The 26,285-nt window shown below is 50.8% G+C and carries 24 protein-coding genes and 3 pseudogenes; 2 read left to right on the top strand and 25 right to left on the bottom strand.

Translation table 11 applies throughout. The annotated features are described in order from the left end of the window. The first annotated feature begins 61 nt into the window (after positions 1-61). The gene (locus tag GOB93_RS15225) at positions 62-784 is read left to right on the top strand and encodes a hypothetical protein (protein ID WP_173584359.1); all 723 of its coding nucleotides are present in this window, start codon (positions 62-64) and stop codon (positions 782-784) included. Positions 785-947: 163 nt separating this feature from the next. Here GOB93_RS15225 and trmB read toward each other — a convergent pair whose 3' ends face one another. From trmB to cls, 4 genes are all read right to left on the bottom strand, one after another. After that, positions 948-1,694, bottom strand: a complete 747-nt coding sequence (gene trmB / locus GOB93_RS15220) for a tRNA (guanine(46)-N(7))-methyltransferase TrmB (protein ID WP_173584358.1) — start codon at positions 1,692-1,694, stop codon at positions 948-950. A gap of 15 nt (positions 1,695-1,709) precedes the next feature. Continuing rightward, complete coding sequence (metK, locus tag GOB93_RS15215) at positions 1,710-2,897, bottom strand: methionine adenosyltransferase (protein WP_173584357.1); 1,188 nt, start codon at positions 2,895-2,897, stop codon at positions 1,710-1,712. Positions 2,898-3,077: 180 nt separating this feature from the next. Then, a complete protein-coding gene (dapB, locus tag GOB93_RS15210; protein WP_173584356.1) occupies positions 3,078-3,875 on the bottom strand; it encodes a 4-hydroxy-tetrahydrodipicolinate reductase in 798 nt (265 codons plus the stop codon). Positions 3,876-4,097: 222 nt separating this feature from the next. Then, positions 4,098-5,480: a cardiolipin synthase gene (gene cls / locus GOB93_RS15205; protein ID WP_173584380.1), complete on the bottom strand. Its 1,383-nt coding sequence runs from the start codon at positions 5,478-5,480 to the stop codon at positions 4,098-4,100. Positions 5,481-5,569: 89 nt separating this feature from the next. Here cls and GOB93_RS15200 point away from each other — a divergent pair, with 89 nt between their 5' ends. After that, positions 5,570-5,980: a YraN family protein gene (locus GOB93_RS15200; RefSeq protein WP_338422393.1), complete on the top strand. Its 411-nt coding sequence runs from the start codon at positions 5,570-5,572 to the stop codon at positions 5,978-5,980. 530 nt (positions 5,981-6,510) lie between these two features. On the opposite strand, the gene grxD is transcribed toward GOB93_RS15200, so the two are convergent. From grxD to GOB93_RS15100, 21 genes and pseudogenes are all read right to left on the bottom strand, one after another. Next, positions 6,511-6,846 carry a Grx4 family monothiol glutaredoxin gene (grxD, locus tag GOB93_RS15195; RefSeq protein WP_173584355.1) on the bottom strand — a complete coding sequence of 112 codons (336 nt, stop codon included), beginning with the start codon at positions 6,844-6,846 and terminating at the stop codon, positions 6,511-6,513. Between the two features lie 41 nt (positions 6,847-6,887). Continuing rightward, positions 6,888-7,124, bottom strand: coding sequence for a BolA family protein (locus GOB93_RS15190; RefSeq protein ID WP_173584354.1), 237 nt, complete (start codon positions 7,122-7,124; stop codon positions 6,888-6,890). Between the two features lie 38 nt (positions 7,125-7,162). Beyond that, entirely contained in the window at positions 7,163-9,397 is a 2,235-nt protein-coding gene (gene purL, locus GOB93_RS15185; RefSeq protein ID WP_173584353.1) for a phosphoribosylformylglycinamidine synthase subunit PurL, read from the bottom strand. Further along, positions 9,394-10,095 carry a phosphoribosylformylglycinamidine synthase subunit PurQ gene (purQ, locus tag GOB93_RS15180; RefSeq protein ID WP_173584352.1) on the bottom strand — a complete coding sequence of 234 codons (702 nt, stop codon included), beginning with the start codon at positions 10,093-10,095 and terminating at the stop codon, positions 9,394-9,396. The genes purL and purQ overlap by 4 nt, the downstream gene beginning before the upstream one ends. Beyond that, the gene (locus tag GOB93_RS15175) at positions 10,092-10,487 is read right to left on the bottom strand and encodes a Rap1a/Tai family immunity protein (protein WP_242010822.1); all 396 of its coding nucleotides are present in this window, start codon (positions 10,485-10,487) and stop codon (positions 10,092-10,094) included. The genes purQ and GOB93_RS15175 overlap by 4 nt, the downstream gene beginning before the upstream one ends. Continuing rightward, positions 10,484-10,726: a phosphoribosylformylglycinamidine synthase subunit PurS gene (gene purS / locus GOB93_RS15170; protein WP_173584351.1), complete on the bottom strand. Its 243-nt coding sequence runs from the start codon at positions 10,724-10,726 to the stop codon at positions 10,484-10,486. Before purS ends, GOB93_RS15175 begins: the two co-directional genes overlap by 4 nt. 45 nt (positions 10,727-10,771) lie before the next feature. Then, positions 10,772-11,536, bottom strand: a complete 765-nt coding sequence (purC, locus tag GOB93_RS15165; protein ID WP_173584350.1) for a phosphoribosylaminoimidazolesuccinocarboxamide synthase — start codon at positions 11,534-11,536, stop codon at positions 10,772-10,774. A gap of 133 nt (positions 11,537-11,669) precedes the next feature. Continuing rightward, positions 11,670-12,165: pseudogene (locus tag GOB93_RS15160) on the bottom strand (transposase); the annotation flags it as partial. Between the two features lie 123 nt (positions 12,166-12,288). Further along, positions 12,289-13,638 carry an adenylosuccinate lyase gene (gene purB, locus GOB93_RS15155; RefSeq protein ID WP_173584349.1) on the bottom strand — a complete coding sequence of 450 codons (1,350 nt, stop codon included), beginning with the start codon at positions 13,636-13,638 and terminating at the stop codon, positions 12,289-12,291. Between the two features lie 422 nt (positions 13,639-14,060). After that, complete coding sequence (locus GOB93_RS15150; protein ID WP_242010821.1) at positions 14,061-14,693, bottom strand: polysaccharide biosynthesis/export family protein; 633 nt, start codon at positions 14,691-14,693, stop codon at positions 14,061-14,063. Between the two features lie 45 nt (positions 14,694-14,738). Continuing rightward, positions 14,739-16,118: an outer membrane beta-barrel protein gene (locus GOB93_RS15145; RefSeq protein ID WP_173584348.1), complete on the bottom strand. Its 1,380-nt coding sequence runs from the start codon at positions 16,116-16,118 to the stop codon at positions 14,739-14,741. Continuing rightward, positions 16,115-17,269 (bottom strand): glycosyltransferase, encoded by a 1,155-nt coding sequence (locus tag GOB93_RS15140; RefSeq protein ID WP_173584347.1) that lies wholly within the window; start codon positions 17,267-17,269, stop codon positions 16,115-16,117. Before GOB93_RS15140 ends, GOB93_RS15145 begins: the two co-directional genes overlap by 4 nt. A gap of 9 nt (positions 17,270-17,278) precedes the next feature. Then, positions 17,279-19,483 (bottom strand): GumC family protein, encoded by a 2,205-nt coding sequence (locus tag GOB93_RS15135; protein ID WP_173584346.1) that lies wholly within the window; start codon positions 19,481-19,483, stop codon positions 17,279-17,281. 64 nt (positions 19,484-19,547) lie between these two features. Continuing rightward, the gene (locus GOB93_RS15130; RefSeq protein WP_173584345.1) at positions 19,548-20,363 is read right to left on the bottom strand and encodes a WecB/TagA/CpsF family glycosyltransferase; all 816 of its coding nucleotides are present in this window, start codon (positions 20,361-20,363) and stop codon (positions 19,548-19,550) included. After that, the gene (locus tag GOB93_RS15125) at positions 20,353-21,861 is read right to left on the bottom strand and encodes an exopolysaccharide biosynthesis polyprenyl glycosylphosphotransferase (RefSeq protein ID WP_242010820.1); all 1,509 of its coding nucleotides are present in this window, start codon (positions 21,859-21,861) and stop codon (positions 20,353-20,355) included. Before GOB93_RS15125 ends, GOB93_RS15130 begins: the two co-directional genes overlap by 11 nt. A 580-nt stretch (positions 21,862-22,441) precedes the next feature. After that, a pseudogene (locus tag GOB93_RS21630) lies at positions 22,442-22,675 on the bottom strand (IS5/IS1182 family transposase); the annotation flags it as partial. Then, a pseudogene (locus tag GOB93_RS15120) lies at positions 22,675-23,112 on the bottom strand (IS5 family transposase); the annotation flags it as partial. The pseudogenes GOB93_RS21630 and GOB93_RS15120, both read right to left, overlap by 1 nt. Before the next feature lie 114 nt (positions 23,113-23,226). Continuing rightward, positions 23,227-24,765 (bottom strand): hopanoid C-3 methylase HpnR, encoded by a 1,539-nt coding sequence (gene hpnR, locus GOB93_RS15115; RefSeq protein ID WP_173584344.1) that lies wholly within the window; start codon positions 24,763-24,765, stop codon positions 23,227-23,229. 167 nt (positions 24,766-24,932) lie between these two features. Continuing rightward, entirely contained in the window at positions 24,933-25,262 is a 330-nt protein-coding gene (locus GOB93_RS15110; protein WP_242010819.1) for a hypothetical protein, read from the bottom strand. Between the two features lie 62 nt (positions 25,263-25,324). Then, entirely contained in the window at positions 25,325-25,516 is a 192-nt protein-coding gene (locus GOB93_RS15105; protein ID WP_173584343.1) for a Trm112 family protein, read from the bottom strand. Positions 25,517-25,570: 54 nt separating this feature from the next. Continuing rightward, the gene (locus GOB93_RS15100) at positions 25,571-26,284 is read right to left on the bottom strand and encodes an LON peptidase substrate-binding domain-containing protein (RefSeq protein ID WP_173584342.1); all 714 of its coding nucleotides are present in this window, start codon (positions 26,282-26,284) and stop codon (positions 25,571-25,573) included. Position 26,285: the final 1 nt, after the last annotated feature.

The following is a 26,285-nucleotide window of genomic DNA, read 5'->3' as shown; positions in this document are numbered from 1 at the left end:
TTTTTTCGTCATGTAATCTGATGTAACTTTATCATCAGATGTATGACTGCCTGGATCTGTCATGATGCGTCAGTTTTTTTGTTTTACAGCAATCGTTTTTGGCGTGGCCTGCGGGTTTACTATAAACCCGGCTTGCGCAGCAACGGGGGCGGGCAGCCTGTCAGTTTATGATCTTTCAGTACTCCCGGCCTTTAGTGGTATTGTCTCACAATATATCCCGTCTCCATCGGGCGGAGTGACAGGCATCCTTCTTGATAATGGAACGGAAGTGCTTGTTTCTCCGGACGTGGCATGGAGTTTGCCCAAAATTGTGAAGCCCGGAGAAAAAGTGACAGGTACAGGTCTGAGAGGTAAGACACTGCCGCTTATCCGGGCATTTGCAATCTCCGGTCCACATGGGCGCAGCGCAGAAGACACCGGAATTACGATGCCTCAGCATTCGCCGGAAATGATAACCGGGCCGGACATCGTTGTTCATGGTCCTGTCTGGGTGCGTCTGTATGATATTCAGGGAACATTATGTGGTGTTGTACTGAAAGACCATACTGTCGTTAAGATACCACCCGGAGCTGCTGCACGAATTGCATCGTGGCTTACTCCAGGAGCAATAATTTTTGCCGCTGGTCCCGGGACATCAGGGGAACTGGGCGTTTCCATTAATGCTCATGAAATTGGACCTGATAGCCAGAAACTTATTTCTCTGGCGGCAGAGGATGCGCCTCCACCTGGACCGCCGCCCGGCTCTCCCGGCTATGATATTATTTCTGCAGCCGAAGCGCATTAACCGGTTGTATTATTGCATCAGATTGAAAAGCTGCGGTCTTCATCTGAATCCTGGAGACCACACTTTCAATATATTCTGAGGCAGGAATAATACTATTCTTGCTGAGTATAATATGCATTGAAGTAGAATATCGTCAAATAACGGCGGGTAAGTTCGCTTCTGATCAGTGCCTGATAAAGCGCCAGTAAACTGGTTTGCGTCCTGCCTTGACAGCTTTAGCTTCGTACCGAGTAGGAGGCCAGTCAGACGGACGTATCGTGTCAGAGGCAGCTATAGCAAAAAAGCTCTGTGCTGTCATAACTTCATAAACCCAAGCCTGATAGATCGGGTCATCACTGGCAATTCTCCATTCCGCTCCTGGCTTTAAGACCCTGGCCACAAGCGGAAGATTCCCCGGATGGACAAACCGCCGCTTAGCATGACGTGCTTTCGGCCATGGATCAGGGAACATCAGGAACAATCGATCGAGAGATGCATCCGGCAATTTTTCAAGAAGCAGCCTGGCATCATCATCCCAGAGTCTGAGCATGGGAGGGACAGGAGCAGTCTCTTCACCACCTTCGGGAAAAAGGCGGGATAGTAGCGAACAGAGACCGTTCTCGAAAACCTCCGACGCGATATAGCCGACCCTGGAATGGGCAGCGGTCTGAGCAATAACGTGCTCTCCACCACCGAACCCGACTTCCATCCAGATCTGCTCCGGCACCTCATCAAACACAGCGGCCAGATTACTTGCGTCCTGCAGAGACAGACGCATCCTTGGAAGCGCTTTTTCAAGCAGAAGATGTTGTCGTTGCCGAAGGGGACGACCTTTCTGTCGCCCGTACAGACGGGCGGCTGGTGGCTTTACCTCAGCTACAGACAGATTTGTACGTTCCTCCAACGGCTTTACGTCTTTTGTCTCCGTCATACTTAAGTTTCAGTCTCAGCGATTAAATGCACCGCGGAGCGCGTCGACCAGATCGGTCCGCTCCCATGGGAATGTGTCACGATTATCATCTGGCTTACGGCCGAAATGGCCATATGCTGACGTTTCAGTATAGATCGGCCGGTTCAGACGGAGATGCTGACGAATTCCTCGTGGTGAAAGATTCATTATCTCGCGCAGTACCTGCCCGAGCTTTGTTTCGTCCACATCCTTTCCGGTTCCATCGAGATCGACGTAAACGGACAGCGGATGCGAAACACCGATGGCGTAAGAGATTTGCAGAGTGCAGCGATCAGCAAGCCCCGCGGCAACAACGTTCTTGGCAAGATAACGACAGGCATAAGCAGCCGAACGATCAACTTTCGTGGGGTCCTTACCCGAAAATGCTCCGCCGCCATGAGGCGCTGCACCACCATATGTATCAACGATAATCTTACGACCCGTCAGACCTGCGTCGCCGTCCGGACCACCGATCACGAAAATTCCCGTTGGGTTTACATAAAATCCGTCTTCCGGAGGCACCCATCCTGCGGGCAGCACGCCTGCGACAATCTCCCGAAGTTCTTCACGCAACGCTTTCTGGCTCATGCCTTCGTCATGTTGTGTGGAGATCACGACCGACGTCGCGCCAACAGGTTTTCCGTCTATATACCGCAGCGTAACCTGGCTTTTAGCATCCGGCTGAAGCCCCGACGCACGGGCGTCCCCGGCACGCCGCAAATCGCGCATCGTTTCAAGGATCTTATGTGAATAGAAAAGAGGCGCCGGCATAAGAGTTTCGGTCTCGTTTGTCGCGAAACCAAACATGATCCCCTGGTCACCTGCTCCCTCATCCTTTTCGCCTGCACTGTCCACGCCAACAGCGATGTCGGCAGACTGCGCGTGAAGGTAGTTCGAGATTTCCGCATTCTTCCAGGAGAAGCCTGGCTGATCATACCCAATATCGCGAATCGCTTCCCGGGCAGCCTCAATCAGTCCCTCTGATGTCACTGATGCCGGGCCGCGCACCTCGCCGGCGAGAATGACGCGGTTGGTCGTTACCAGCGTCTCACACGCTACGCGCGCCTCAGGATCCGCCGTCAGATATGCATCCAGAACGGTATCGCTAATCCGATCAGCGACTTTATCCGGGTGTCCTTCAGACACTGACTCTGAGGTAAACAGAAACTCGCCGTGCTTGAGCATGATTATGCCGACTGCCTCACTAAAAGGTGGAAGTGTCGCGACTGCGGACATCGCATCCAGGAGGCATGTCGTTTGGCGGAGGATATGCCTCGGGTCAAGATGCAGGGCTGTTAATCTGGGTCACGCATAATAAAACAAGACGTCAGAGCAGGCTCGATAAACCGCTCCTGATGTTACTAATTACGCGAGACCCAGCACGTCGTCCATTGAATAAAGACGCGGGCGCCGATCAACTACCCAATTTGCGGCCTGAACAGCACCGTCGGCGAAAACGCGCCGGTCAAATGCACGATGACCCAGTTCAATCTGTTCTGTTCCAGAGGTAAAGAACAGCGTGTGCTCGCCCACGATTTGTCCACCCCGCATGGACGCGAATCCTATAGCTCCGGTTTTTCGTGGGCCACACAGACCCTCTCTCAGAGGCTCCCGGACGGCTGATAAGGTTGTCCCCCTCCCCTCTGCTACCGCTTCGCCAATAGCGAGTGCCGTTCCGGATGGAGCGTCCACCTTCTGACGATGATGCATCTCCACTATCTCTGCGTCATACTTATCTGCAGATAAAACGGCTCCCATTTCCCGGGCAAGCCGCGTAATGAGTGTCACTCCGGCCGAAAAATTTGCTGCCTGCACGACAGGAATCCGGAGTGCAGCGACGTCGACGGCATTCTGTTCCGGAAGGGTTAAGCCGGTCGTTCCCAGAACCCAGGGCACGTCAGCATCTGCTAAAATACGCGCATGAGAAATAACCGCAGACACGTGCGTAAAATCGATAACAACGTCAACGCATGCTACAATGTCCTGAAGATTTTGGCTGATTTTTATTCCGCCTGTCCGCGGATCTGTAATTTTTTCGTCGGAGGAGTGCCGGACTGTACCCGCCGCGACGGTAAAACCTGCGTCTAGGGAACTCGCAACCAGTCCGTGTCCCATGCGTCCCGTAATTCCGGCTATACCAATACGTAAGGGACGCGACATCATCGCAAAGAGAATCCTTATTTAACATTGGGACTGAAGTGGCGACGCGACCTCGGGGGGAAGATCGCGTCGCCGGTATTCATCCACGGTGCGAGTTGGGGGATCACCATGGACATATTCCTCCTACGACGTTTGCAACACCGGTTCAATGTTCGGATATACTCCGTTCATACAGACAATTTCCCCGACTCCCATATGACCGAAACAGACGCAGATATTCCCATGTCACAGATAGGGTGAGATAAGACGCACTGCTGAGTCACGCAGACGTACAGGCAATGATCGCTCGTCGAGATCGTGATGGGTAAGACGACTGTCACGATGCTGTGCGATCAGGTCATCTACTTCACTCGCAAAATCGACATCGTAACATTCCACATTCATTTCAAAATTCAATCGCAGGCTCCTCATGTCGAGGTTGGAACTGCCTATGAACGACCAGCTTCGGTCTACACTAATCAATTTTGCATGGTTAAACGGCGGGTTAGCAAGCCAGACCCGGCAACCCGCATCCAGGACGGGATGGATATCAGCCCGACAGGCCCAGTCCATGATGACATGGTTGCTTGCCTGAGGAATAACGATATCAACAATGACCCCTCGCAAAGCAGCGAGGCTCAGTTCAGTTAAAATCCTGGATCCCGGAAGAAAATATGGCGTCATCACGCGGATGCTGCTTTTCGCCTGCGTGAAGGCCTGTAAAATTATGAATTCAATCTTTTCCAGATCTGTATCTGGCCCAGACGTAACAACCCGCATCGCCTGTCCGCCACACTCGGAAAGCAATGGAAAATAGTCTGAGCCGCTGAGTTCTTCTCCGCATGTGAATGACCAGTCCCGGGCAAATACTTCCGTCACCTGCCTGACCACCGGCCCTTTTAAGCAGAAATGAACGTCCGATACGGGATTTTCCGGACGACGCGATACAAAATTCTCGTCACCGATATTTATGCCTCCGATAAACCCGGCAACTCCGTCGACAATAAGAATTTTGCGATGATTCCGGAGATTTATAAAGGGCATACGCCATGGCAATATTGAATGCAGGAAACGGCAGCAAGGGATTCCTGCCGTGTGCAGTCGACGCGCTGATGGACAGAAAAAATATCCTGAACCGATACCATCAACGAGTACGCGCACAACAATCCCGCGGTCGTGCGCAGCGATAAGGGCATCCAGAAACTTTCCGCCTATATTGTCATTACGAAAAATATAAGAGCACAGGAGAATACTGACCCGGGCGTCTGCAATCGCACGAAGCATCGCAGGATATGCGCTATCCCCGTCGATAAGGATGTCAATCCGATTACCGCCAACAAGAGGACGTCCAGTCAGTTTACCGACCATTTTTGCCAGAGAAGCAAACGATCCTTCTTCCACTCCGGAAGCATAATTGAGAGTCGTGATCACCGGCGAAACATGCCGACAGGCCAGTCGTCGCGCCAGACGCCTCACGCGGTTTATTCCGAACATCATATACAGGCAGATCCCTGCAACAGGCATCATGAACGTTGTGCTGATCCAGCCGATTGCAGCAGACGTATCTCTTTTCGTAAGTACGATATGTACAGTGGCAATTATCGCCACGGCCAGATGGCACAACATCATGGTTATCAGAAAGCCCGTCACTCTCTGCTTCCCTGTCTGCCACCTGATATCTCGGCTGATTGCCGGCATTTATAGAGTTTTTACGTATAATGGCGAAAATAATATCTATGGTAAATCATCATACTAACAGGCACCAGTATGCCGTCAGAGGTCAGATTGCTCAGTCTGCGGGTGTGAAGGCCGAAGCAGTCGCAGAAGCGGCGCTTATCTCGAATGGCGCAAGGATATTATTACGAAGGGCGAGAACTGCATGCGGAGAGGTTGATCTGGTTGCACAGCACGGATCGCAACTATGCTTTATTGAGGTTAAGCACAGACCAACATGGGCAGAAGCTGCCCACTCTCTTACCAAGAGACAACAAGAACGGATTATGCGCGCTGCAGAGATTATTCTTGCAGACAATCCTGCCTGGATTTACGACTCAATCAGCTTCGATGTGATCGCTGTAAACAAGCATGGAATAGCGCGAAGAATTAAAAACGCTTTTTACCTTAGCTAAAAACTTCGCCAGAAGCTTGATTTCTCAAAATCAGCAAATAACCTAAGCTTCTGGTCTGCCTTTTCTTGCTCAGGTACGATGACGAGTATGGGCAGAAGATCCACTACGCTTTACCGTGTGAAACGCTACCAGATGTACGAGATTACGATGTGCACTGACTTCCTGAAACCGCCGTCCGCTACTACGTGAGGTAAAAGCGACGTGATGAACAGGATGATAAACGGGCGCTGCCGTAAGAGACTCTAAAGTAAGTTTACTTGCCTCATAATCGGAAATAATGCGTTCCGCATGCGCGGGCTTACTTCCTGAAAGCATAACCGCCGCATATCCGCCAACGGTGAGAAAAGTTAGCCTTTGCAGCACTCTTACAATCATCGTAACTCTCACCTGTTTATCCCGCACAACACTACAATCGGCTGTATCATGCTGACAACCCCCGAAGCATTAACGCTCCACTGTTATCGGAACATTCTTATCTATTACGTCGACAAAAAGCGCACCAGATTGCGCTTTTTGTATACCGCCATGAATCAAACATTCGCGGTTATGATACCCTTTTCGGCAAGCAGGGACTGCAACTCACCCGACTGAGCCATTTCACTGACAATGTCACATCCTCCGATGAATTCGCCTTTAATGTACAATTGAGGAATAGTGGGCCAGTCGGAAAAAACCTTAATTCCCTCCCTCAACTCAGGATCAGAGAGAACATTTTCAGTTTTAAAAGGCACACCAATATGATTAAGTATCTGAACAACACGCGATGAAAAGCCGCACTGCGGAAAATCAGCTGTCCCCTTCATGAACAACATCACCGGGTTTTCTTCAATCAATGACTGAATACGCTGACCAACAGATGCAGACATTTCATTACTCCAGTTTCCGATAACGGTTATATTGACTAATACTATTTCTCAGGAGCCGACGTTTTTAATGCAAGAGCATGTAATGCACCGCCCATATGCCCCTGCAATGAGTCGTAAACAAGCTGGTGCTGCCTGACCCGGGAAAGCCCCCGAAAGGCTTCAGTCACAACTGTGCAGGCATAATGATCACCATCACCCGCGAGGTCATCAATCCTGATATGGGCATCCGGGAATGCCTTGAGGATATAACTCTCAATTTCCGAGGCTTTCATTGCCATCCGTCCGACCTCCACTTATCTGGTTGCTGATATCATGTTTACGACCGCACAGCTTCAAAAGCGTCAACTCCCATCCAGGCCGGGAAAAACGCATCATTCACCGCCACCAGACGAGGGGTGGATATTGTAGCACCACTTGGCAATGTCAAACCCTCACCGCCTATTCCTCCCAAAACCCGTAATGCAATACCACGAGCACGAGCCATGCTCAGCAATTCCTGTCCATCACCCGGCACAGCCAGAAGATAACGACCCTGATCCTCGCCAAACCAGAACGCTTCTGGTCTCATTCCCGATTGCGGAGGCTCAAGCTCGCAACCATGGCCACCGGCCATAATCATTTCAGCGACTCCGACAAGAATGCCCCCATCAGAGACATCATGACACGCCAAAACTGCACCTGATGCTATCTGCTCGCGTACAAAATCCCCGTTGCGTCGCTCAGCAGCCAAGTCGACCATTGGCGCATCGCCGGTTTCGCGACCTAAAACCTCACGTAGCCACAGGGATTGGCCAAGATGCCCTTTCGTCTCGCCTATCAGAAGCAGTGTGCCACTCTCTGGCATCGCCATTCCGACATGCTTCTCAACGTCAGCGAGAACCCCCAGCCCCCCAATAGCAGGCGTAGGCAAAATAGCCCGCGCTGACTCATCAGGATTTCGGGTCTGATTATAGAGAGAGACGTTTCCGCTCACTACCGGGAAATCCAGAGCCCTGCAGGCTTCACCCATTCCTTCAATTGCAGCAACGAACTGCGCCATGACTTCGGGTTTTTCCGGATTACCAAAATTCAGATTGTCGGTCACAGCGAGGGGAGTCGCGCCTGTTGCGGTAATATTTCGCCATGCCTCGGCAACAGCCTGCGCTCCACCCGCTTTCGGATTCGCATAGCAGTAACGGGGTGTGCAGTCGGTAGTCAGCGCAAGTCCAATTGAGGTATCCTCAACACGCACAATCGCCGCATCTGCCCTACCTGGGCGTCGAACAGTCTGACCACCTACAGTGCTGTCATACTGATTCCATATCCAGGCACGGGAAGCGAGATCGGGGCATCCAATCAGTTTGATCAGTGATTGCTCAAGCCCGACAGGATCATGAACCGGTCCAACTGGCCCCGGAGGAACGAGCGGAGTAATGGACCGATCATATATCGGAGCCTGATCGGCAAGCGGGGCGAGCGGAATATCGGCTTCTACCTTCCCTTTATGTGTCACCACGATACGACCCGTATCAGTCAGATGCCCGACAACAGCAAAATCCAGCTCCCATTTCTCGAAAATCGTCCGCGCCAGGTCTGTGCATTCGGGCTTCAGAACCATGAGCATACGCTCCTGGCTTTCAGACAGCATCATTTCGTAGGCCGTCATACCTGTTTCACGCTGGGGAACGGCATCCAGATCAAGCTCTATGCCAACATTACCCTTACCCGCCATTTCAACCGACGATGACGTAAGACCCGCCGCTCCCATATCCTGAATCGCGACAATCGCATCGGTGGCCATCAGTTCAAGACAGGCTTCAATCAGAAGTTTTTCTACAAAAGGATCACCAACCTGAACGGTCGGTCGTTTTGCCAGCGCATGCTCATCAAATTCCGCTGACGACATTGTGGCGCCGTGTATTCCATCCCGTCCGGTTTTCGAGCCCACATAGACAACCGGATTGCCTATACCCGCCGCAGCCGACAGAAAAATCCTGTCCTGCCGAGCAACTCCCACAGTCATTGCATTGACCAGTGGATTTCCGTCGTACGCGGAGTGAAAATTCACCTCACCGCCGACGGTGGGAACGCCGACACAATTACCGTACCCGCCGATGCCCCGCACAACGCCGTCGACAATCTGCCGCGTGCGCGAATTTTCCGGGGAGCCGAAACGCAAAGCGTTCAGATTAGCAACCGGCCTCGCCCCCATTGTGAAAACATCACGCAAAATACCGCCGACACCTGTCGCGGCCCCCTGGTAGGGTTCGATAAAGGACGGATGGTTGTGGCTTTCCATCTTAAAAACAGCTGCAAGCCCCTGCCCGATATCAACGACACCTGCATTTTCTCCAGGACCATGAATGACCCAGGGGGCAGTCGTCGGCAGCGTACGGAGCCATTTCCTCGACGATTTATAAGAACAGTGCTCGGACCACATCACAGAAAAAATACCAAGTTCTGTCAGACTTGGTGTTCTACTCATAATTGCGAGCACGCGATCATATTCGTCATCGGAAAGGCCAAACTCACGCGCCAGCGCGGCATCAGCCACTTTCTGCTTCAGACTCACCGGATGAATACCTCCATCAAACCCTCGAAAAGGGGCCTGCCGTCTTCCCCTCCCATCAGAGGATCAACCAGATCTTCCGGATGCGGCATCATTCCACACACACGACCGTCAGCACTCACAATTCCGGCTATAGCATTAACGCTACCGTTAGGATTGGATTTACGGTCTTCGGAACACGCAATTCCCGCAGAAGACACGTATCTGAACGCAATCCGCCCTTCGCCTTCAAGTTGCTCAAGGGTCTTTTCATCTGCAACGTAGTTTCCATCGCCGTGAGCCAGCGGAGCCCGAAAAACGTCATTCTTCTGCCATCCTGCCGTAAATGGCGTTTCAGCATTATCAACACGGAGGAAGCAGTCCTGAGAAAGAAACCTTAACTCTGTATTTTTCAACAATGCGCCAGGGAGGATTTTTGTTTCTGTCAGAATCTGAAAGCCGTTACAGACACCGAGAACATAGCCCCCCTCGCTTACGAACTTTCTGATTTCGCGCATAATCGGCGAATGTGCAGCCATGGCACCACAGCGCAGATAGTCGCCGTAACTGAAGCCTCCCGGCAGTACGATCAGATCCAGGTCCGGAAGACTTGTCTCCCGATGCCACAGCATCTTCGGTGCGCGCCCACTAACAACTCTGAGCGCAATCGCCATGTCACGCTCTCTGTTAGTCCCCGGGAAAACGACAATTCCGGCTTTCATTTCAGGCTACCGGCCTGAGTGCCACATGGATACGAATCGTGCAGAGCCATAAAAACCGCCTCTCCAACAGGCTTGTCCAGTACATCCTGATGGGCCTTTAGCCATGAAATAACTTTCCCGCGCATAGCCGTTCCGGCTTCGACCTGAGGGACACAGAAACCCGGCGGCGCTTTCGGATCACCTTCATTGCGGTCATTGACTTTAGCCAGCGCGCCTGCATCGGCAAGGCCAGATATATAAGCATCACAAACCTGCGCACCAGCAGGTCGGGAACAGATACGACCGAAATTTCCGGCTTTCAGCGGAGAAAGTCTCTGAGCACTAGCCCCGGCAACAGAAGACAAACCGATAAAAATACAGAATGCCGCCTGGATAAATACTGACCGGCTCATTTTACAATCTCCACGGTAAAATCTTCGATAACCTGATTTGCAAGCAAGCTCTCAGCCATCCGGCGCGCACGCTGGACAACATACTCCGGATCAGATTCACCCACCTCAAGCTCAATGATCTTACCGACACGCACGCCCTGAACTTCCGGAAACTCCAGAACATGAAGTGCGTGGCTAATTGCCTTACCTTGCGGATCAAGCACGCCATCTTTCAGCGACACCGCCACCCGTACCTTCATAACCGCCTCCTACCATTTTCTCATGTATCTGCAGTCAGTTACGAGTCACTGCATCATCTCCGAACCCTTCATGTCACTGTTCCCGGCTTCGGGCAGTATTCCCAGCCGACGGGCAACTTCCTGATAAGCTTCCTCGACACGCCCCATATCCCGTCGAAATCTGTCTTTATCCAGCTTCTCGCTGGTTTTTGCATCCCACAACCGACAGTTGTCCGGCGATATTTCATCTGCAAGAATAATACGCATCTCATCGCCCTCCCATAACCGGCCGAATTCCAGCTTAAAGTCGACGAGCACGATCCCGACACCAGCGAACAAGCCACAAAGGAAGTCATTCACTCTCAGCGCTATGGCGACCATATCATCCATGTCATGAGTACTGGCCCAGCCAAATGCAGTGATATGCTCTTCCGCAACCATCGGATCACCAAGAGCATCGTTCTTGTAATAGTACTCAACGATAGAACGAGGAAGACGAGTTCCTTCAGGTATTCCAAGGCGCTTTGCAATACTTCCTGCCGCAATGTTACGGATTACAACCTCCAGAGGGATGATCTCGACTTCACGTATTAACTGCTCCCGCATATTAATACGCCGAATAAAATGAGTCGGAATTCCCACTTCCTGCAACCGCAGCATAATATATTCGCTGATACGGTTATTCAGAACACCTTTACCTGTAATAATACCTTTCTTTGACCCGTTTCCGGCTGTAGCGTCATCCTTGAAATACTGCACAAGGGTACCGGGTTCAGGCCCCTCAAACAAAATCTTGGCTTTTCCCTCGTACAACTGGCGTCGGCGGGCCATTGTCATCCTTGCTCACTAAGCGCAAAATCACGCGAATTGCTCCGGAGCCTACTGACTCCTCGCTGCGTTGCCTCTTAGCAGCCTTCTCGACCGGATGATACAGTTCCATGCGCCCTAGGCTCAGGACTCCTGGCCAGAACATGACGGTTTCAGCGAGACAGATGGCTGAGAAGAAGACGGTCGGGCATCTGTCGTAGCAGGTTGCGACCCGCCGCCAGTCCCTGAGCCTTCCGAACATGATCTCGATACGGTTGCGCCGTTTGTATTTCCGCCTGTCGTATCTGGCAGGTTTCCCGCGGGATCTCCGTCCTGGAATGCAGGGTCTGATCCCTTTTTCCTCCGGGGCATCCCTGAACCGGTCAGCGTCATAACCCCGGTCTCCCGGCAGCCAGCCCGTCCATCATCCGGGTGAAGATCCCCATGGCGCCCCGGCGCTTCCAGCGGTTGTACAGTGTCTTGTGTGGACCGTATTCCCGGGGCGCATCGCGCCAGCGCAGGCCGTTCCGATTGACAAAGATGATGCCGCTCAGCACACGGCAGTCATCAACGCGGGGTCTGCCGTGGCTCTTTGGGAAAAAGGACCGCAGACGATCCATCTGTTCGTCCGTCAGCCAGTACAGGTCGCTCATTTCCAGTCTCCTCACAGAGCCTGAATCAGTGTTCCGTACTCAAATCTATGAGCCCTCAGCTTAGCTTTAATCTATGAGTCCTGAGCTTAGCTTTCTCAGCCAGACAGAGCATGACTGACATCGTCAGGCTGTAAGATTTGTTTCGCCGAAAATCATCCGATAACGATCATCAACAGCGCGCAGGTGCAAACGGCTGTCCATTGCAGCATCAAGCACTTCTGATCCAATTTTGCCTGCAATTTCAGGATCAGCGTCCAGATTTTCGCGAAATGTGCGCCCTTCCGGTTTACCGAGCTGTGTCCAGGTTGCCATCGCACATCGCTGAACGATCCTGTATGCATCCTCCCGCAGGACACCAGCACGTGTAAGCGCGAGCAGCACCTCACCGGAATGCACCACGCCGCCCAGACTCTCAATATTTGCAATCATTTGCCCTGGGTATACAACCAGCTTATCCATCATCCCGGCGAGACGCATAAGCGCGAAGTCAAGAGCTGTTGTTGCATCGGGACAAATATTACGTTCGACAGATGAGTGACTGATATCCCGCTCATGCCAGAGAGCGACATTCTCAAGAGCGGGAATGGCGCAGGAACGGATGAGACGGGCCAGCCCCGTCAGATTCTCCGACAACACCGGATTACGCTTATGCGGCATCGCTGAGGAGCCTTTCTGCCCGGCGTGAAAGAACTCTTCCGCTTCCCGAACTTCAGATCTCTGCAGATGGCGAACCTCAGTTGCAAGCCGCTCGATGCCACTTGCTATTACTGCCAGTGTACAGAAATACGCCGCGTGACGATCCCGGGGAATGACCTGCGTCGAAACCGGCTCTGGTCGCAATCCCAATTTCGCTGCAACATATGACTCAATTCGTGGATCGAGATGCGCGAACGTGCCGACCGCGCCTGAGATTGCACAGGTAGCAATCTCAGCTCGTGCAGTTAAAAGCCGCATGTGGTTACGCTCAAATTCTGCGTAATGCCCCGCCATTTTCAACCCGAAAGACGTAGGCTCAGCATGTATGCCATGAGAACGCCCAATAGTCAGAGTATACTTATGCTCAAAAGCCTGCTTCCTGAGCGCTTCAAGAACAGATTTGATATCTGTAAGAAGAAGATCGGTTGCCTGTGTCAATTGCACAGCAAGACAAGTATCAAGAACGTCGGAGGACGTCAGACCAAGATGCACGAACCGGCTGTCCGGTCCAATTTTTTCTGCCAGCCATGTGAGAAACGCAATGACATCATGACGCGTCTCAGCTTCAATTTCATCAATCCGGTCCAGATCAGCCTGAGAAAAGCTGGCTATTGCAGCGTTTCCTCGCTTACGAACATTCTTCGCCGCTTCAGACGGAACTTCTCCCAGTTCAGCCATAGCCTCACATGCCAGCGCCTCAATTTCGAACCAGATACGATAACGGTTCTCCGGTGCCCAGATGGCCATCATTGCGGGTCTTGTATAGCGAGGCACCATTGAGTTTTGCTCTCCTGCAGACTTGGACGCCGAATATAATGACCGGTCCTAAAACATTTCTGGCTCGGCTGAAATATCTCATACGAAAATCCGATCACTGTCCCACGAAAAGCTGCTCGCCAATCACTCAACACAAACTCAACTCATAATTAACCAACGAACCATAAAAGAGACAAAATTTGAAAATCAGGACCGCAGATGAGCTTATATCAGACATCCCACCCCATACCGTTGTCGAATGCACATGATCTGAAGACAGAGAATATTACTACATCTCCGATTAAACACACCGCCGAACACGGTGGTTATGCTTTTCGCGGACTAGTAATTAGCAGTTTTCTATGTTTTTCACTGTGGATAATGACAATATGGCTGGCACTCCATTACCTTAAGTCGCCGCATTGAAATCAGCGGCAACTCTCTTAAAAATATCGCTCGTAGATCGTCACAACATCTCCCGGAGCAAGAAGCGTTTCCGGAGTTATCTTTCCATTTACAGGCTTGCCACCGTTAACACCTTCAGTACGAACTGCACTAGCAGTACTCATTACCGCTCTGTATGTATATCCGCCAGCAAGAGCGACAGCAGACTGCATCGTCATTCCGGGGGTATATTGATATTGCCCTGGACGAGAAACTTCTCCAAGAATAAATACCGGCCTATACTGAACAACTTCGACAGACACACTTGGCTTATACAGCAAACCCCGTGTTTTTAATATGTCAGATAATTCATCAGCCAGTCCTTGTGGTGTGTCACCTGCCGCCTTCACTATCCCAATTAAAGGGAATGCGATATTCCCAGAATCACTCACGAGAAACGTATTGCTCAACTGAGGATCATTATATGTAATAATACGTACTTGGTCACCTGCCCCCAAGCGATAAGCACCTGCCGCCTGAGGCAGAGGAGCGAGATCATGCGTGGGAGAACATGCGACAAGTGCGCTGAACAGAAAGCAGCCGCCAACAATATTTCCAATTATAGTAATTGGCTTAGCCCCCCCCCCCCACTCAAAAAAATTAGCTTTCTGCATCCTTTCACTCTCTTTCATCACAAGACATCAGTCGAGACCATTCGTGAATTTCTAACTCAGTAACTAGCGTGCAAACGAGACACCCACGGCAAAAGTATTGGATGTAAATGTTGCATGAGCAATGCCATTATCCAATACAGCAGTAACTCCATTTTTAGTATAACTGGTAGTATGACTATAGCTAAGTGACAAGGTAAAATCGCGATTTATTTTCCAGTTCACGGAGGCACCAAAATTAAACTGTGTCTGACGACGAGTTTTTAAATCATCTTCACTACCAGTCGGACGAGAATCAGTTATTCCCATAAAAGTAAAACCGCGAATAAATATATTACGACGCAATTCGTGGTCTACCTGTATACGGACAGTCGACATAACCTGATTACGCGAAAAAGGAGAAGTCGGATCAAACAGACCTCGTTGGCCCGTCAAAGTGACCGTGCTCATCCGATCCGGCATCCAGATAACATCAACCTCAGCCGTCGGAGTCGTGATTGCACGCGTACTGCTACGAACAAAGTATCTGGTTTCGCCACCCACCAATGCCCTATATTGCAGAACAGAACTGGCACGCATATCGAGACCCCAAAAGCCTCCTCCACTAACATAATCGCTCGGTGTAGTACCTTGCACTGCTAAAAACTGAGCCTCAGTTCCACGTAAAATTGCGACCAGAGCGTTACCTTTTGAGATTTCGAATCGCCCCTGTAGTGTCTGTGTCTCAAGTTGATGCCCAAGCGCTTCTGTGTCTCTACCAGCAAAAGCAGATGTACCACCCGCTTGGCCGAAGGAAAATTTGTCATAAGAAGCGCTTGGGATTAATGCAAGCCGGGACCAGTTTTTCCTATAACTAACGCGAAAATCATCAGCGGAATATGGGATCGGATAAGAAATTCCAAAATTACCCAAGTCGGTTGCAGACAAATGCATTACGTAATGCGAATAACCAGAACTGATCTGGTCCTTTCCCACATTAACGGAACCTCCGATTGCGGCTGTCCAGTTTGTCTGGTTCGCAGCTGACAATGTGGGATAAGCAGTGTTATTAACACTTACCGAAGCCCCGATCGCATGACGCCTCCAGTTAGATGTCACACCCAATGATGCTGATGTATTTATTGTTGCTCCCGATGTATCAGGGGCACCAAGAATATTAGTGTTATATCCAAATGATTGTGACGCCGCTGGCTTAATAAAGTATTCACCAACAGGAATACCGGGATGAATATTCTGAAGAATCTGATGCATGGCAACTGAACCGGTAGAATCAGCCGAATAACCCGGCAATTCATTCGGAAAATACTTCGCAATTAACTGAGCTTGCGCTTCGTATGAAAAAAAAACACTCCCACAGGGAACAAACAGCATACATAAAATTACATTGATAATATTACAATTCAAAATGCAAAAAAGAGAAGGAACATAATAGTATTTCCGTCTCATGATACCCCGGCACTCACGACACCTGGTGGCGGAACAGGGTGCCGTCTAATAACATCCTGATAAACCTCGATATAACGCTTCGCTACATCTTTCCAATCATACAATTGCGCCCCTGCAATTGCCTGCTTCCTAAACCTGTTTACTGACAGGGCACCGTCGGCTTGCAAAGATTCAATTATACCCGCTGTTTCATCAAGATCGCCAGCTTTAGCTAATACACCGACACCTGTTCGCGCTACTAATCGACGAAATGGCGCGATTGCACTCAACACAGGAATCAATCCCGCAGACATCGCTTCAACTGCAGCCAGCCCAAAACCTTCATGTTCTGACAGACAGCCAAACCATGACGCTTCTCCCAATGCGCGGCGCAATTCTGCATCCGACGGATTGGGAAGAAAGGTTACTGCACTCAGAACACCGGCCTGCCTAGCCATTGCAAGGAGATCTTCCACTGTCAGCTCAGCCGGACGACCAGCGATAATAAGTTTCCATTCCCGATTGCGCTTTCTCAGCGATGAAAGCAACGGAAAGAGAAGATCAAGACGCTTATGCGGTGAAAATCGGCCAAAACTTATGAGTGTTCGACACGGCGCTACAGAAGCAGCATTTGAAAACTTTTCCTGATTAATACCATTTTCAATTGTAATTAGCCGTACCCCGGCAATAGGAGCAAACAATTCCGCATCGTTTTCACTACAAGCTACAATCCGCGAATAAGCCCGGATACTGGTACGCGTAATACTTGAAAACCATAACTTCTTAAGCCGTGAATAAGCACCACTATGAAAAAAGCCTCCGTGTGTCGATACAACGAGAGGGTGCCTATGCAAACATCTTGTCAGAGCCAGATAATCGAAAAAGAAATCTATAGCATGAACATGTACAATGTCTGCTCCGCTAAGATGCCATAACACTGACGGTGCAATCGGATACCTTGTTGAGCCACCCCACGGAATCCGAATTACAGGCACGCCGGACACAGAATCTCGCGGCGCGAGAAAGTCATCATTATTAAAAACACGATTCAGAGTAATAACCTGCGCATCCAGACCAGCGTCATTACGCTGCTGCCGTGCGATACTCAGAACAGCATCCTCCAACCCACCAACTGACGGGCTAAATTGCCTCACAACATGAAGAATTTTCACAAAAAACCTTCAGCCTTGATAAGTATGAGTGATCAGCCTGACTTCGTTTCTTGCAACCGGAGCGCCACACAGCAAATTAGCTGATCGTTCTTCAGCTCCCGTCAAAACCGTCCCCGCCAGCCTGGCACCATAGACGCGCAACCGATCAAGGCACGCGGCAACAGCACCACGAGAAGTACGTGCCCACCGGCATACAAAAATAGTCTGGTCGGCGATAGAAGCCATAATAAGCCCGTCAAGAGCAACAGTTAACGGAGGAACATTAATAATAATTGCCTTATAACTACGAGACAAATCCGCCAGCAGATCACGTATCTGAGATACTTCAGCCGGGTCAAATGAACTGATTCGCGAACTTCCGGCAGGAAGAACATCAACTCCCGTTACATCGTCCTTTACTATAACGTCACGCACAACTGCCTGACCCGCGAGAACATTGGTAAACCCAACCTGAAGCACGCCACCTGTTTGTTCTGAAGATGCAAAACGACGACAATCAATGTCAATAAGTAAGACTGACTGCCCCGCTTCTTTTAGGACGCTTGCCAGCCAGATCGCTACTGTCGTCTTCCCGTCACCCGGCGATGCCGACGCAATTGCAAGAGTTTGGCCACCTTCAAGTCGAGCCGCTCCGGCAAGAGAAAGCTGAGCCGACAAACCTCGCATTGCTTCAGCCGTTTGTGAAAAAGGATGATCCAGCACATACCGATCGAGGTTTTTTTTCCGAACACCTTTCATTACAGGAAGTATTGTCAGAAGCGGCACACCTCCAAAATTATGCAACTCATCAACGTCAATAAAACTCGGCGAAAGAAACGCCCGAAGCACAACAGCACTTATCGCCGCGACGACAGCGAGAAGCACAACTCCCATAAGCAGTTTTTTTCGATTAGGGAATGTCGGTGCAGCAGGCGCAGCTGCGTGTGATACAAACGTGACCGGGGGCTGTAAAAGTGCGACTCTATCAGTCAATTCTTTCGCGCGATCAAGAAATGCCTCATACACACCTCGTGCACTCTCCGATTCCTGCCGTAGCGTCCTATATTCCGCCTGCGCACCACTTTGACCGGCGGATTCCGCCTGAAGATTTCCCATTGAACGAGTCAAAGCAGCAACATCGGCTTTTGCAGAAACAAGTTCGGTATTGATTGAGGTAAGAGCCTGCTGCATCTCCGAACGAAGCTGAGCACGTGCACCAGCAATTTGCTTATCAAGAGCCTGAACATCAGGATGATTTGGACCAAAAGACCCCGCTTTCTGAGCTCGGGTCATCTCAGCCTGCAGAAGAGCACTGGCTGACGCAACAAGAAGAGGCTGATCCCCCAAAGAAATCATTGCGCGCGCATCACCATTTCTGAGCGCAATATTTAAAGATTCTACGCGGGCCTGGGCAGCTGCATAACGGGTTTCAGCCTGCCCTAAACTGGATGCCATATCTGAGATTTGTCTGTCCACAAGCGGAGATCCAGCATCCGTATTAACCAATCCATGCTGCTCATTGTACTTACTTGCCACCCGCTCAGCCTCAAGCCATCGCTCCCTCAACGCAGCCGTACGCTCATCAAGCCAGTCCGCTTCATGTCTAAGATCTCCCTGACGTTGAGTTAGCGCCAGTTTTTGATAATCAGTCACAAAGGCATTCGCAATCGCAGCAGCTCGCTCACCGGTATTCGCCTTTACACTTATGCTGATCACACGAGAGTGAGGTTGCGGCTCAATAGTAACGGTCGAAAGCAAGCCATCTATTGCACGGTCCAAAGCTGCTACACTGTTACTCACAGACGATGACGAAACATTACAAAAGAAATGTATGCCGTACAGACACAGATTTTGCCGCCAGGTATGGCGAACGGGGGATGGTGGTTCCGGCAACTCTCTAAGTACGGCCGCGGCGACATCTCGCGACCCAATCAGAGCTGCCTGCGTGGCAAGCTCATCATCCTCCAGCGAATTATTACTACCGTCCGGTGATTGACTTAATGGATCAGCTACACGTGTTGTGACAACAACCGTCGCGCTCGCCATATAAGATCTTTTAAGTGAAAAAACAGCGACACTCCCAACTGCAAGGATGGCGACAAACACCATCAGGAAGAGATTGCGGTAACGCCATCCCACACCAATATACCGGGAAGCGATAGCGTATGCTCCGCCATCGGGGTGCACATGTATTTTCGGCTGATCGAACGAATGATCTAAAGCGCGTTCTAGCATATCGAGTTACGCCTTCAAGGCGACCGGGTTCGGGCGCTGTTTCATCTAGCCACATTGATGACGGTCATCTGGACTTATCTAATATCATGCTTAGCTTTGATCGTAAGACATAAAAGCCAAAGAGAGGAAGACCAATAATATATCTGCGCCAAAGCCTTCGGGGCTCACGACTGAGTCTAACCAGCCACTCCAGACCAAGATTAGCCACCCATCGCGGCGGTCTACTCACCTTGCCGGCCGCATGATCCACAAGCGCCCCCGCTGTGATCGCGACAACAGGCGGCAATTTGTCCCAGTTATCCCACAACCACCGCTCTTGCCGGGGCATACCCATATTTAGCAGCAATATCGATGGGCACGTTCGATTTATATCTTCAAGAAGCTCCTTTGACGCTGTCGATCCAGGACTTGCATCAAAGAAACCATTCCGCCATCCCGCCGTACGACATCCATATTTATTTTCAAAGGCTCGCGCCGCTTCCGCCACGACGCTTTCCTCGCCGCCCAACCAAAACACGGAAGCCTCGGAACCCAATTCCCGCAGAACGTTCCCAACCCACTCCGGCGGCGTTGTGCGATGAAGACGCCTTCCTGTCAGAAATAAGGACGCCAACTGCACCCCCGCCCCGTCACAAAAAGCAACCTCCGACTGCCGAAAAAGTTCACGCAACCACGGAAGACGCTGAGCAATTGTTATACAGTGTGCGTTAGCATTAATTACACGTAGTCTTTGACCAGCCCGCACAGCCGATATTAATCCACGCTCCAAATCCTCTCTCGGGATATCGAAAAGCTTCACACCCATCAATGTCACAGTGGTGAATTTGTTCCCCGAAAAACATACCTCGTGAATATCGGCTACCTCTTCATCAAAACGCATGACGACTAAAGACCTCTTTTACAATTGTCAAAAACATAATTTTAAAATCAAGAATAAGCGACCAGCGACGAATATAATCGAGATCATAACTAACGCGCTTTTTCAGATCCTCCAGGGTAACGAGCTCTCCACGAGCACCATTCACCTGCGCCCATCCTGTGATGCCGGGTTTTACATGATACCGGAGGACATATTCTGCCAGCGCATCATCAAGCAGCTTTCCACCAGCTCGAGTGTGCGGCGCATGAGGCCGCGGACCCACCAATGACATATCTCCCTGGATAACGTTAAACAACTGCGGGATTTCATCAATGCTTAATTTTCTTAGCCACTTTCCGATTCTGGTCACCCGGGGGTCACCGCGGCTGGTCTGACGATCGGCCATAGCATCAGACATATGCGCGTACATTGAACGAAATTTATATACGAAAAATTCCCGGCCATTTTTACCCAATCGAGGTTGCTTAAAAAATATCGGGCCGCGTGAATCAATTTTAATAGCTATACCCACCAAAACAAAAAAAGGAAAAAGAAAAACTATACCAAATAACGCCAGAACAAAATCGACACATGACTTCTGAAATATCTGAAAATCAGAAAGAGGCCTCCTCTGCAGAACAAAGAGCGCGCTATCGCCCAGATATTCAACCGGCATGGAAACATCCACACCATCAACTAAAGATGGTATGATATATATATCAGAGAGAACCTGTCGAAGCTTCAAACTAATACACTTTAAAAACTCGTCACCTTCATCAACTCGTGGAAAAGCAAAGATAATAGCATGCAGGGGGTCTCGTCGACTTCTTGCTATCAGATCGTCAATTCCTCCCGAAAAATTATTATTCAGATGCATTTCGTTGGGGTCATTATACACACCATACAAGCCGTAAGTATGGCCAGCGTCACAAGAAATACGTTCCGCAAGTTGCGAAGCCTCTTCACCAAAACCCACAATAGCAATTTTTCTCTGTAACCTAGATACAATTGCAGGCTGGTACAGAATAAACGTAACAAACAATCTTTCAATAAAGAGAACACCTATGGTAACGACCAACCATGTCAAAGAAAATTCAAAAGAAAACTCCATAGACCGAAAGAAAATCAATTCTATAAAAAAACAGGCAAAAGCGGACGAAAAGAGAGAGAGCGATAAATAACGAAACTGTGCTTTTATTCTTCGAATTTTCGGAAAACTAAGAAGATTTCTTTTTTTTGGAAAAAGCCAGAATACCAAAACAGCTACCGCGCTACCAACAACTATTACTGGGACAGCATCAGATGGAACACGCTGCAATTTAAATACATCGACAATCAGAGACCCGACAACCAGACTCAATCTGTCTAACCAGGTTACTATTGCCGCAAGCATAAAATGAAAATATGGATAAGGTTCACGTAGCAGTTGTCGCCCAGATTGCGTTATCCCTTCAATCATATCTTTTCTGACATTAGATAGAACCGGATTGTTGTCCGCGAGCACTAAACGGTCGCCCATTATCACGCGTCCTCCAGCTTCATATTTTTGTCATCGGGCCGAACCACGAGGCAGCTCCTAACGAGGAAACCAAGATTTTTCAGACTGCAAAACTTAAACTGTCTCCATTAGCTACCGAGAGAGCCGCTACCTCCAAGCAACACCATACAATGCCAGCACCTCATTCAGAACCAAGTCTCAAGAAATATACGTCGCTAATGGCTTTGAAGCGAAGGAGCCATTGAAGGACAACCTCGTCAGGTTCACTATCATCGAAAATATAAAAAGCTTTCGGATCTCGTTCTTTTAAAATAATCTAATGAATAGCCTCGATAGTGAGATCAAAATTTACCATCCTGCGTCAATAGCAACTTAAATTATAAAAACAGCCAATATAATCAGATAGCGCATTGTATAGAGACACTTTCTATCTGTATTCTATTGCAGAATGCAGATACTACATACAGGCCTCACATGATGAGGATGTTGCTACATCGCATTCTCATACCATTAACTGATAGCTGACTTTCGCATAAAAGGCCTGCCGAGTAAATCAGATCAAAAGACATTCAACAAGCTTAAAGCCTGATTCGAAAGTTCTTCAGTTATGACAATACCTTGCGGTTCTGCGGGTCAGCGTGCGGATTGAGGTGATCGGTCGTTCCCAATCCTTGGCAAACACCTCTGTAACGACCGAGCCATGCGAAAATTGGTTCAGCAACTCGACGTCGAGGCAGAACCTCGAATCCCCTGACCATATTCGATCGCCTCATGATCCCGATCGTCCACCTCCCCATGGCGACGAGGGGAATCGCAGTTTCCCATCGGCATAGCCTCTCCTGCCGTCATGAAGAAGCTGAACGGGCGTCCTTTCCTGTCTGTAACTGCATGCAGCTTTGTGTTCATGCCACCTTTAGTGCGACCGATCAGGCGGCCAGCATCCCTTTTTTCGCCCGCAGGCTCGAAGCCGTGCAGTGTGTTTTCAGATAGGTTGCATCAATCATGCTCGTCTGTGGCCCTGATGTTGCGGAAGAAAGGTCATCCATCATCCGCATAGAAGTACCATTTTGCCCCAGCGTTTCCGACGGTTACAGAGCGTCTTGTGTGGACCATATTCTCGCGGCGCGTCCCCGCCAGCGCAGGCCGTTCCGATTCACAAAGATGATGCCGCTCAGCACGCGGCAATCATCGATCCGGAGCTTGCCGTCGCTCTGTGGAAAAGGGCCGCAGACGATCCATCTGTTTGTCCGTCAGCCAGTACAGGTCGCTCATCTCCAGCATCCTTACAGAGGCTGAAGCAAACTTACTTCCTCAGATCAATGGGGCCTGAGTCTAACAACTATTCGATAACTTTCTCTTTCGATAAATAGTAAATTACTGTCTCAATCAGACTTCTGCACCCATGCGGGTTTCATCGACGAAATTCTCAGTTGCATCGTCAAGAGAACGTGACCTGCGCCCTTTTGGATCATGAACATAAAGAGTCTTCGGATCAATTTTTTGCACGACATCAGGCTGAAGTGGCATCTCGTAACGTGGGCGGCGCATGTGGTCGGCCAGTTGCAGCTTTGGGTTAAACACAGAATTAAATTTCCAGAGCATTTTCACAAAATTAGTCTGGCCATGAGCCAGAAGCCGGGCTGCGATACCAACAGTATCCCGGAGTGCGGCCCATCCCATGTGCTTTGTATTCAGTACCTGCTGGGTTTTGACCAGTTCTTCGTAAAATTCGGGGAGTGAGAGTCTGGTCGGCAATACGGCATGCTGGATATCGAAAAGCCGGTAATCCCGTGTCGTCAGACGGCGGGCTTCCTTATGCCAGATTTCAGTACCGGGATAGGGTGTAGTAACGGAGATATTAACAATATCAGGGATTTCGAGACACCATTGCCGCACAGCCTCGAATCTCTCCTTCGTCCAGGACGGATCGGCAATCAGATTGATCGCGACGATCAGCCCCAGTGACCGGGCATATTCCAGTGCCTCGAAGTTGCGATCGAGAGAGACCCGCTTGCGGAAGCGTTTCAGGCCTTCTTCATCGACAGCTTCGAGTCCGATGAAGATGTAGCTCAGGCCAATCTCGCTCCACTCTTTGAAAACTTCCTTATTACGAAGCAGCACATCGGCACGGGTTTCAAGATAATATTCTTTTTTGATCCCGCGCCTGCGGATTTCTCTGGCGATGGCGAGGCCATGTTCGGCATGCACGAAAGCTACGTCATCGACAATGAAAACCCCGGGCTCTTTCAGATTTTCCAGTTCGTCAGCAATGACTTCCGGACTCGCCGTGCGGTAGGAGCGTCCATAGAATGTCCATGCGCTGCAAAAGGTACAATCCCAGGGACAACCGCGGGCAAACTCGATAGATGCGGCAGGATCCAGCGTACCGATGAAATACTTGTTGCGATGACGAAGCAGATCACGTGCTGGCCGGATGTCATCAAGGCTTTTGACGAAGGCAGGAGGCGGTCCTGCGAAGGTCTTTCCGACGACACCCGGCACAGCGGAAATATCACCCTTCTGCCAGCCTTCCAGCAGCGGGCCAATACCGGGCTCGCCCTCACCCCGCAAAATACAATCGATAGCGCCGTCCCCAAGCGTCAGAACATCCTGGGCGATAAACGAAACCGAATGACCGCCAACAAAGATCAGTGCGCCTGGCAGCTTTTCTCGCGTTTCCTTGCAGAGATCGATAATTTCAGGAACATTGGCAAGATAGTTACCGGAGAAGCAGACTGCATCAGGCTGGAATTCCTTCACCAGCCGCCAGTAGTCGCGATGTGTTTCTACCTGCAGATCAATGATTCGTACGTCATGGCCTGCGTCTCTTGCTGCACCGGCTACGAGTTCCAGACCAAGAGGTTCGAGCCTGAGAAACACCCTCGTGTACATAAGTGCGCTTGGGTGAACAGCAAGAAGTTTCATAACCACCTCCGTCAGCAGAACACAGGTAAAAAGGACTGCCTGATCCGATACAGAGTGCAGACATATCATCATCGCCTGGAAAAGTGGCGTTGATTACAGAAGTTTTCCGCGGTCAGCACGTTTGCGGTTACTGCATGACATGAACACTGAACGTCTTTGCCGCTCTGTCAGTTGCCTGAATTCCGGCGCTCTGTTCCTTGCGGACGCCCGTATGTTACCTCCGTATCCGGTGTGACGTTGGACGTTCCAGGTTTGGGCAGGGACGTGCCCGCATAGGGAGCCGGTTCATATCCGCCGCGCGTGGGCGCGGACGCATCGCTGTAATCAGCATTGCGCTCACGTCGCTGCTCCGCCTCTGCGGCTTCCGGGAAATCCCGGCCGGGGCGTTCAGGAGGTGCATCGATGTTGTCTCCGGCCCGTGGATCCTGCGCTGTCATGCGACAGGACAGAAGAAACACTGACATGGACATCAGCAGCAGAAGCCGCCGTTTTCTCATGGCAACTCCGGCCCGGATGCGGCAGGAGCGGTCGGAACAACCATTGGTGGGACCTCGTCAGATCAGCTGATCTGACGTGCTTCCTCAGGAAGCATGACCGGAATTCCGTCACGAATCGGGAAAGCAAGGCCCGCCTGTCTGCTGATCAGTTCACCGGCTTCCCGGTCATAGATAAGCGGACCCTTCGTGACCGGGCACACCAGCACTGACAGCAGGCGCGGATCAAGGGGAGCGGAGGTCTGGGGCGATGACATGGACATTCTCCGGAAAGCTTATCGGAACAGTTTTACAGTCTCTGTGACGGACATCTATGACGGACGCACGCCATCCGGAAAAGGGCCGGACAGATCGAGCAGCGATTGTAGCACACGGGCGCGGTCTGTCAGGGACCCGGCTTCAAGCAGAGCCTGCTTTTCCGCGGAGGGAAACGGGCAGATCATCGGAAGCGTGATGAGGAGGGCATCGTCGCCCATCTGGTCGATGACCTCCCAGCGCACGCCGAGGCCCCGGACGTTGAAATAGCTTTTAAGCGAAGTGAGGAGCTGGTCCCGGTCGAATGGCGCGGACGGGATCTCGCTCAGATCTCCAGCATAGGCGGAGACATCGATACGGGCGGTGCGGTAGCCGCGACGGCCGCCACTTTCACGAAGATAGCGGAAGCGGGTGATGCCGGTCAGGGTGACGGCGAAGGTTCCGTCAGGGCGTTCCGCGAAAGAGGTGATACGGCCGATGCAGCCGACATCGAAGAGCGGCGGGAGGTCTCCGGCTTCATCGGAGTCGTCATGAAGTTCGTCGAAGGGCTGGATGATTCCGATCAGACGCTGTGCGGCCAGAGCGTCTTCGACGAGGGCGATGTAACGCGGTTCGAAGACGTTGAGCGGCAGCTTGCCCCTGGGCAGCAGCAGAGAGCCGAACAGGGGGAACAGCCCGATTTCCGCCGGAAGGTCCGCAAGCGTGATATCCGGCAGACGGGGGACGGTTCTCGGGATGTCGTCGTCAAAAAGGGATGCGTCCAGCCTCATG

This window comes from Acetobacter musti (assembly GCF_011516835.1).
Taxonomy (GTDB): Bacteria; Pseudomonadota; Alphaproteobacteria; order Acetobacterales; family Acetobacteraceae; genus Acetobacter; species Acetobacter musti.
The sequence above is the reverse complement of the archived record's forward strand: the minus strand, read 5'-3'. Positions and strand labels throughout refer to the sequence as shown.

Bases quoted from the DNA above. Each gene is read 5' to 3' on its own strand.
- dapB (WP_173584356.1), bottom strand. From the start codon at position 3,875: ATGATGTCGCGTCCCTTACGTATTGGTATAGCCGGAATTACGGGACGC.
- trmB (WP_173584358.1), bottom strand. From the start codon at position 1,694: ATGACGGAGACAAAAGACGTAAAGCCGTTGGAGGAACGTACAAATCTG.
- GOB93_RS15135 (WP_173584346.1), bottom strand. From the start codon at position 19,483: ATGCTAGAACGCGCTTTAGATCATTCGTTCGATCAGCCGAAAATACAT.
- purQ (WP_173584352.1), bottom strand. From the start codon at position 10,095: ATGAAAGCCGGAATTGTCGTTTTCCCGGGGACTAACAGAGAGCGTGAC.
- purS (WP_173584351.1), bottom strand. From the start codon at position 10,726: ATGAAGGTACGGGTGGCGGTGTCGCTGAAAGATGGCGTGCTTGATCCG.
- GOB93_RS15105 (WP_173584343.1), bottom strand. From the start codon at position 25,516: ATGTCATCGCCCCAGACCTCCGCTCCCCTTGATCCGCGCCTGCTGTCA.
- GOB93_RS15190 (WP_173584354.1), bottom strand. From the start codon at position 7,124: ATGGCAATGAAAGCCTCGGAAATTGAGAGTTATATCCTCAAGGCATTC.
- GOB93_RS15145 (WP_173584348.1), bottom strand. From the start codon at position 16,118: ATGAGACGGAAATACTATTATGTTCCTTCTCTTTTTTGCATTTTGAAT.
- GOB93_RS15150 (WP_242010821.1), bottom strand. From the start codon at position 14,693: ATGAAAGAGAGTGAAAGGATGCAGAAAGCTAATTTTTTTGAGTGGGGG.
- purC (WP_173584350.1), bottom strand. From the start codon at position 11,536: ATGGCCCGCCGACGCCAGTTGTACGAGGGAAAAGCCAAGATTTTGTTT.
- GOB93_RS15225 (WP_173584359.1), top strand. From the start codon at position 62: ATGATGCGTCAGTTTTTTTGTTTTACAGCAATCGTTTTTGGCGTGGCC.
- GOB93_RS15100 (WP_173584342.1), bottom strand. From the start codon at position 26,284: ATGAGGCTGGACGCATCCCTTTTTGACGACGACATCCCGAGAACCGTC.
- GOB93_RS15130 (WP_173584345.1), bottom strand. From the start codon at position 20,363: ATGCGTTTTGATGAAGAGGTAGCCGATATTCACGAGGTATGTTTTTCG.
- GOB93_RS15125 (WP_242010820.1), bottom strand. From the start codon at position 21,861: ATGGGCGACCGTTTAGTGCTCGCGGACAACAATCCGGTTCTATCTAAT.
- grxD (WP_173584355.1), bottom strand. From the start codon at position 6,846: ATGTCTGCATCTGTTGGTCAGCGTATTCAGTCATTGATTGAAGAAAAC.
- GOB93_RS15110 (WP_242010819.1), bottom strand. From the start codon at position 25,262: ATGAGAAAACGGCGGCTTCTGCTGCTGATGTCCATGTCAGTGTTTCTT.
- hpnR (WP_173584344.1), bottom strand. From the start codon at position 24,765: ATGAAACTTCTTGCTGTTCACCCAAGCGCACTTATGTACACGAGGGTG.
- cls (WP_173584380.1), bottom strand. From the start codon at position 5,480: ATGATGTTGTGCCATCTGGCCGTGGCGATAATTGCCACTGTACATATC.
- GOB93_RS15200 (WP_338422393.1), top strand. From the start codon at position 5,570: ATGGCGAAAATAATATCTATGGTAAATCATCATACTAACAGGCACCAG.
- GOB93_RS15175 (WP_242010822.1), bottom strand. From the start codon at position 10,487: ATGAGCCGGTCAGTATTTATCCAGGCGGCATTCTGTATTTTTATCGGT.
- purB (WP_173584349.1), bottom strand. From the start codon at position 13,638: ATGGTGCCTCGCTATACAAGACCCGCAATGATGGCCATCTGGGCACCG.
- metK (WP_173584357.1), bottom strand. From the start codon at position 2,897: ATGCTCAAGCACGGCGAGTTTCTGTTTACCTCAGAGTCAGTGTCTGAA.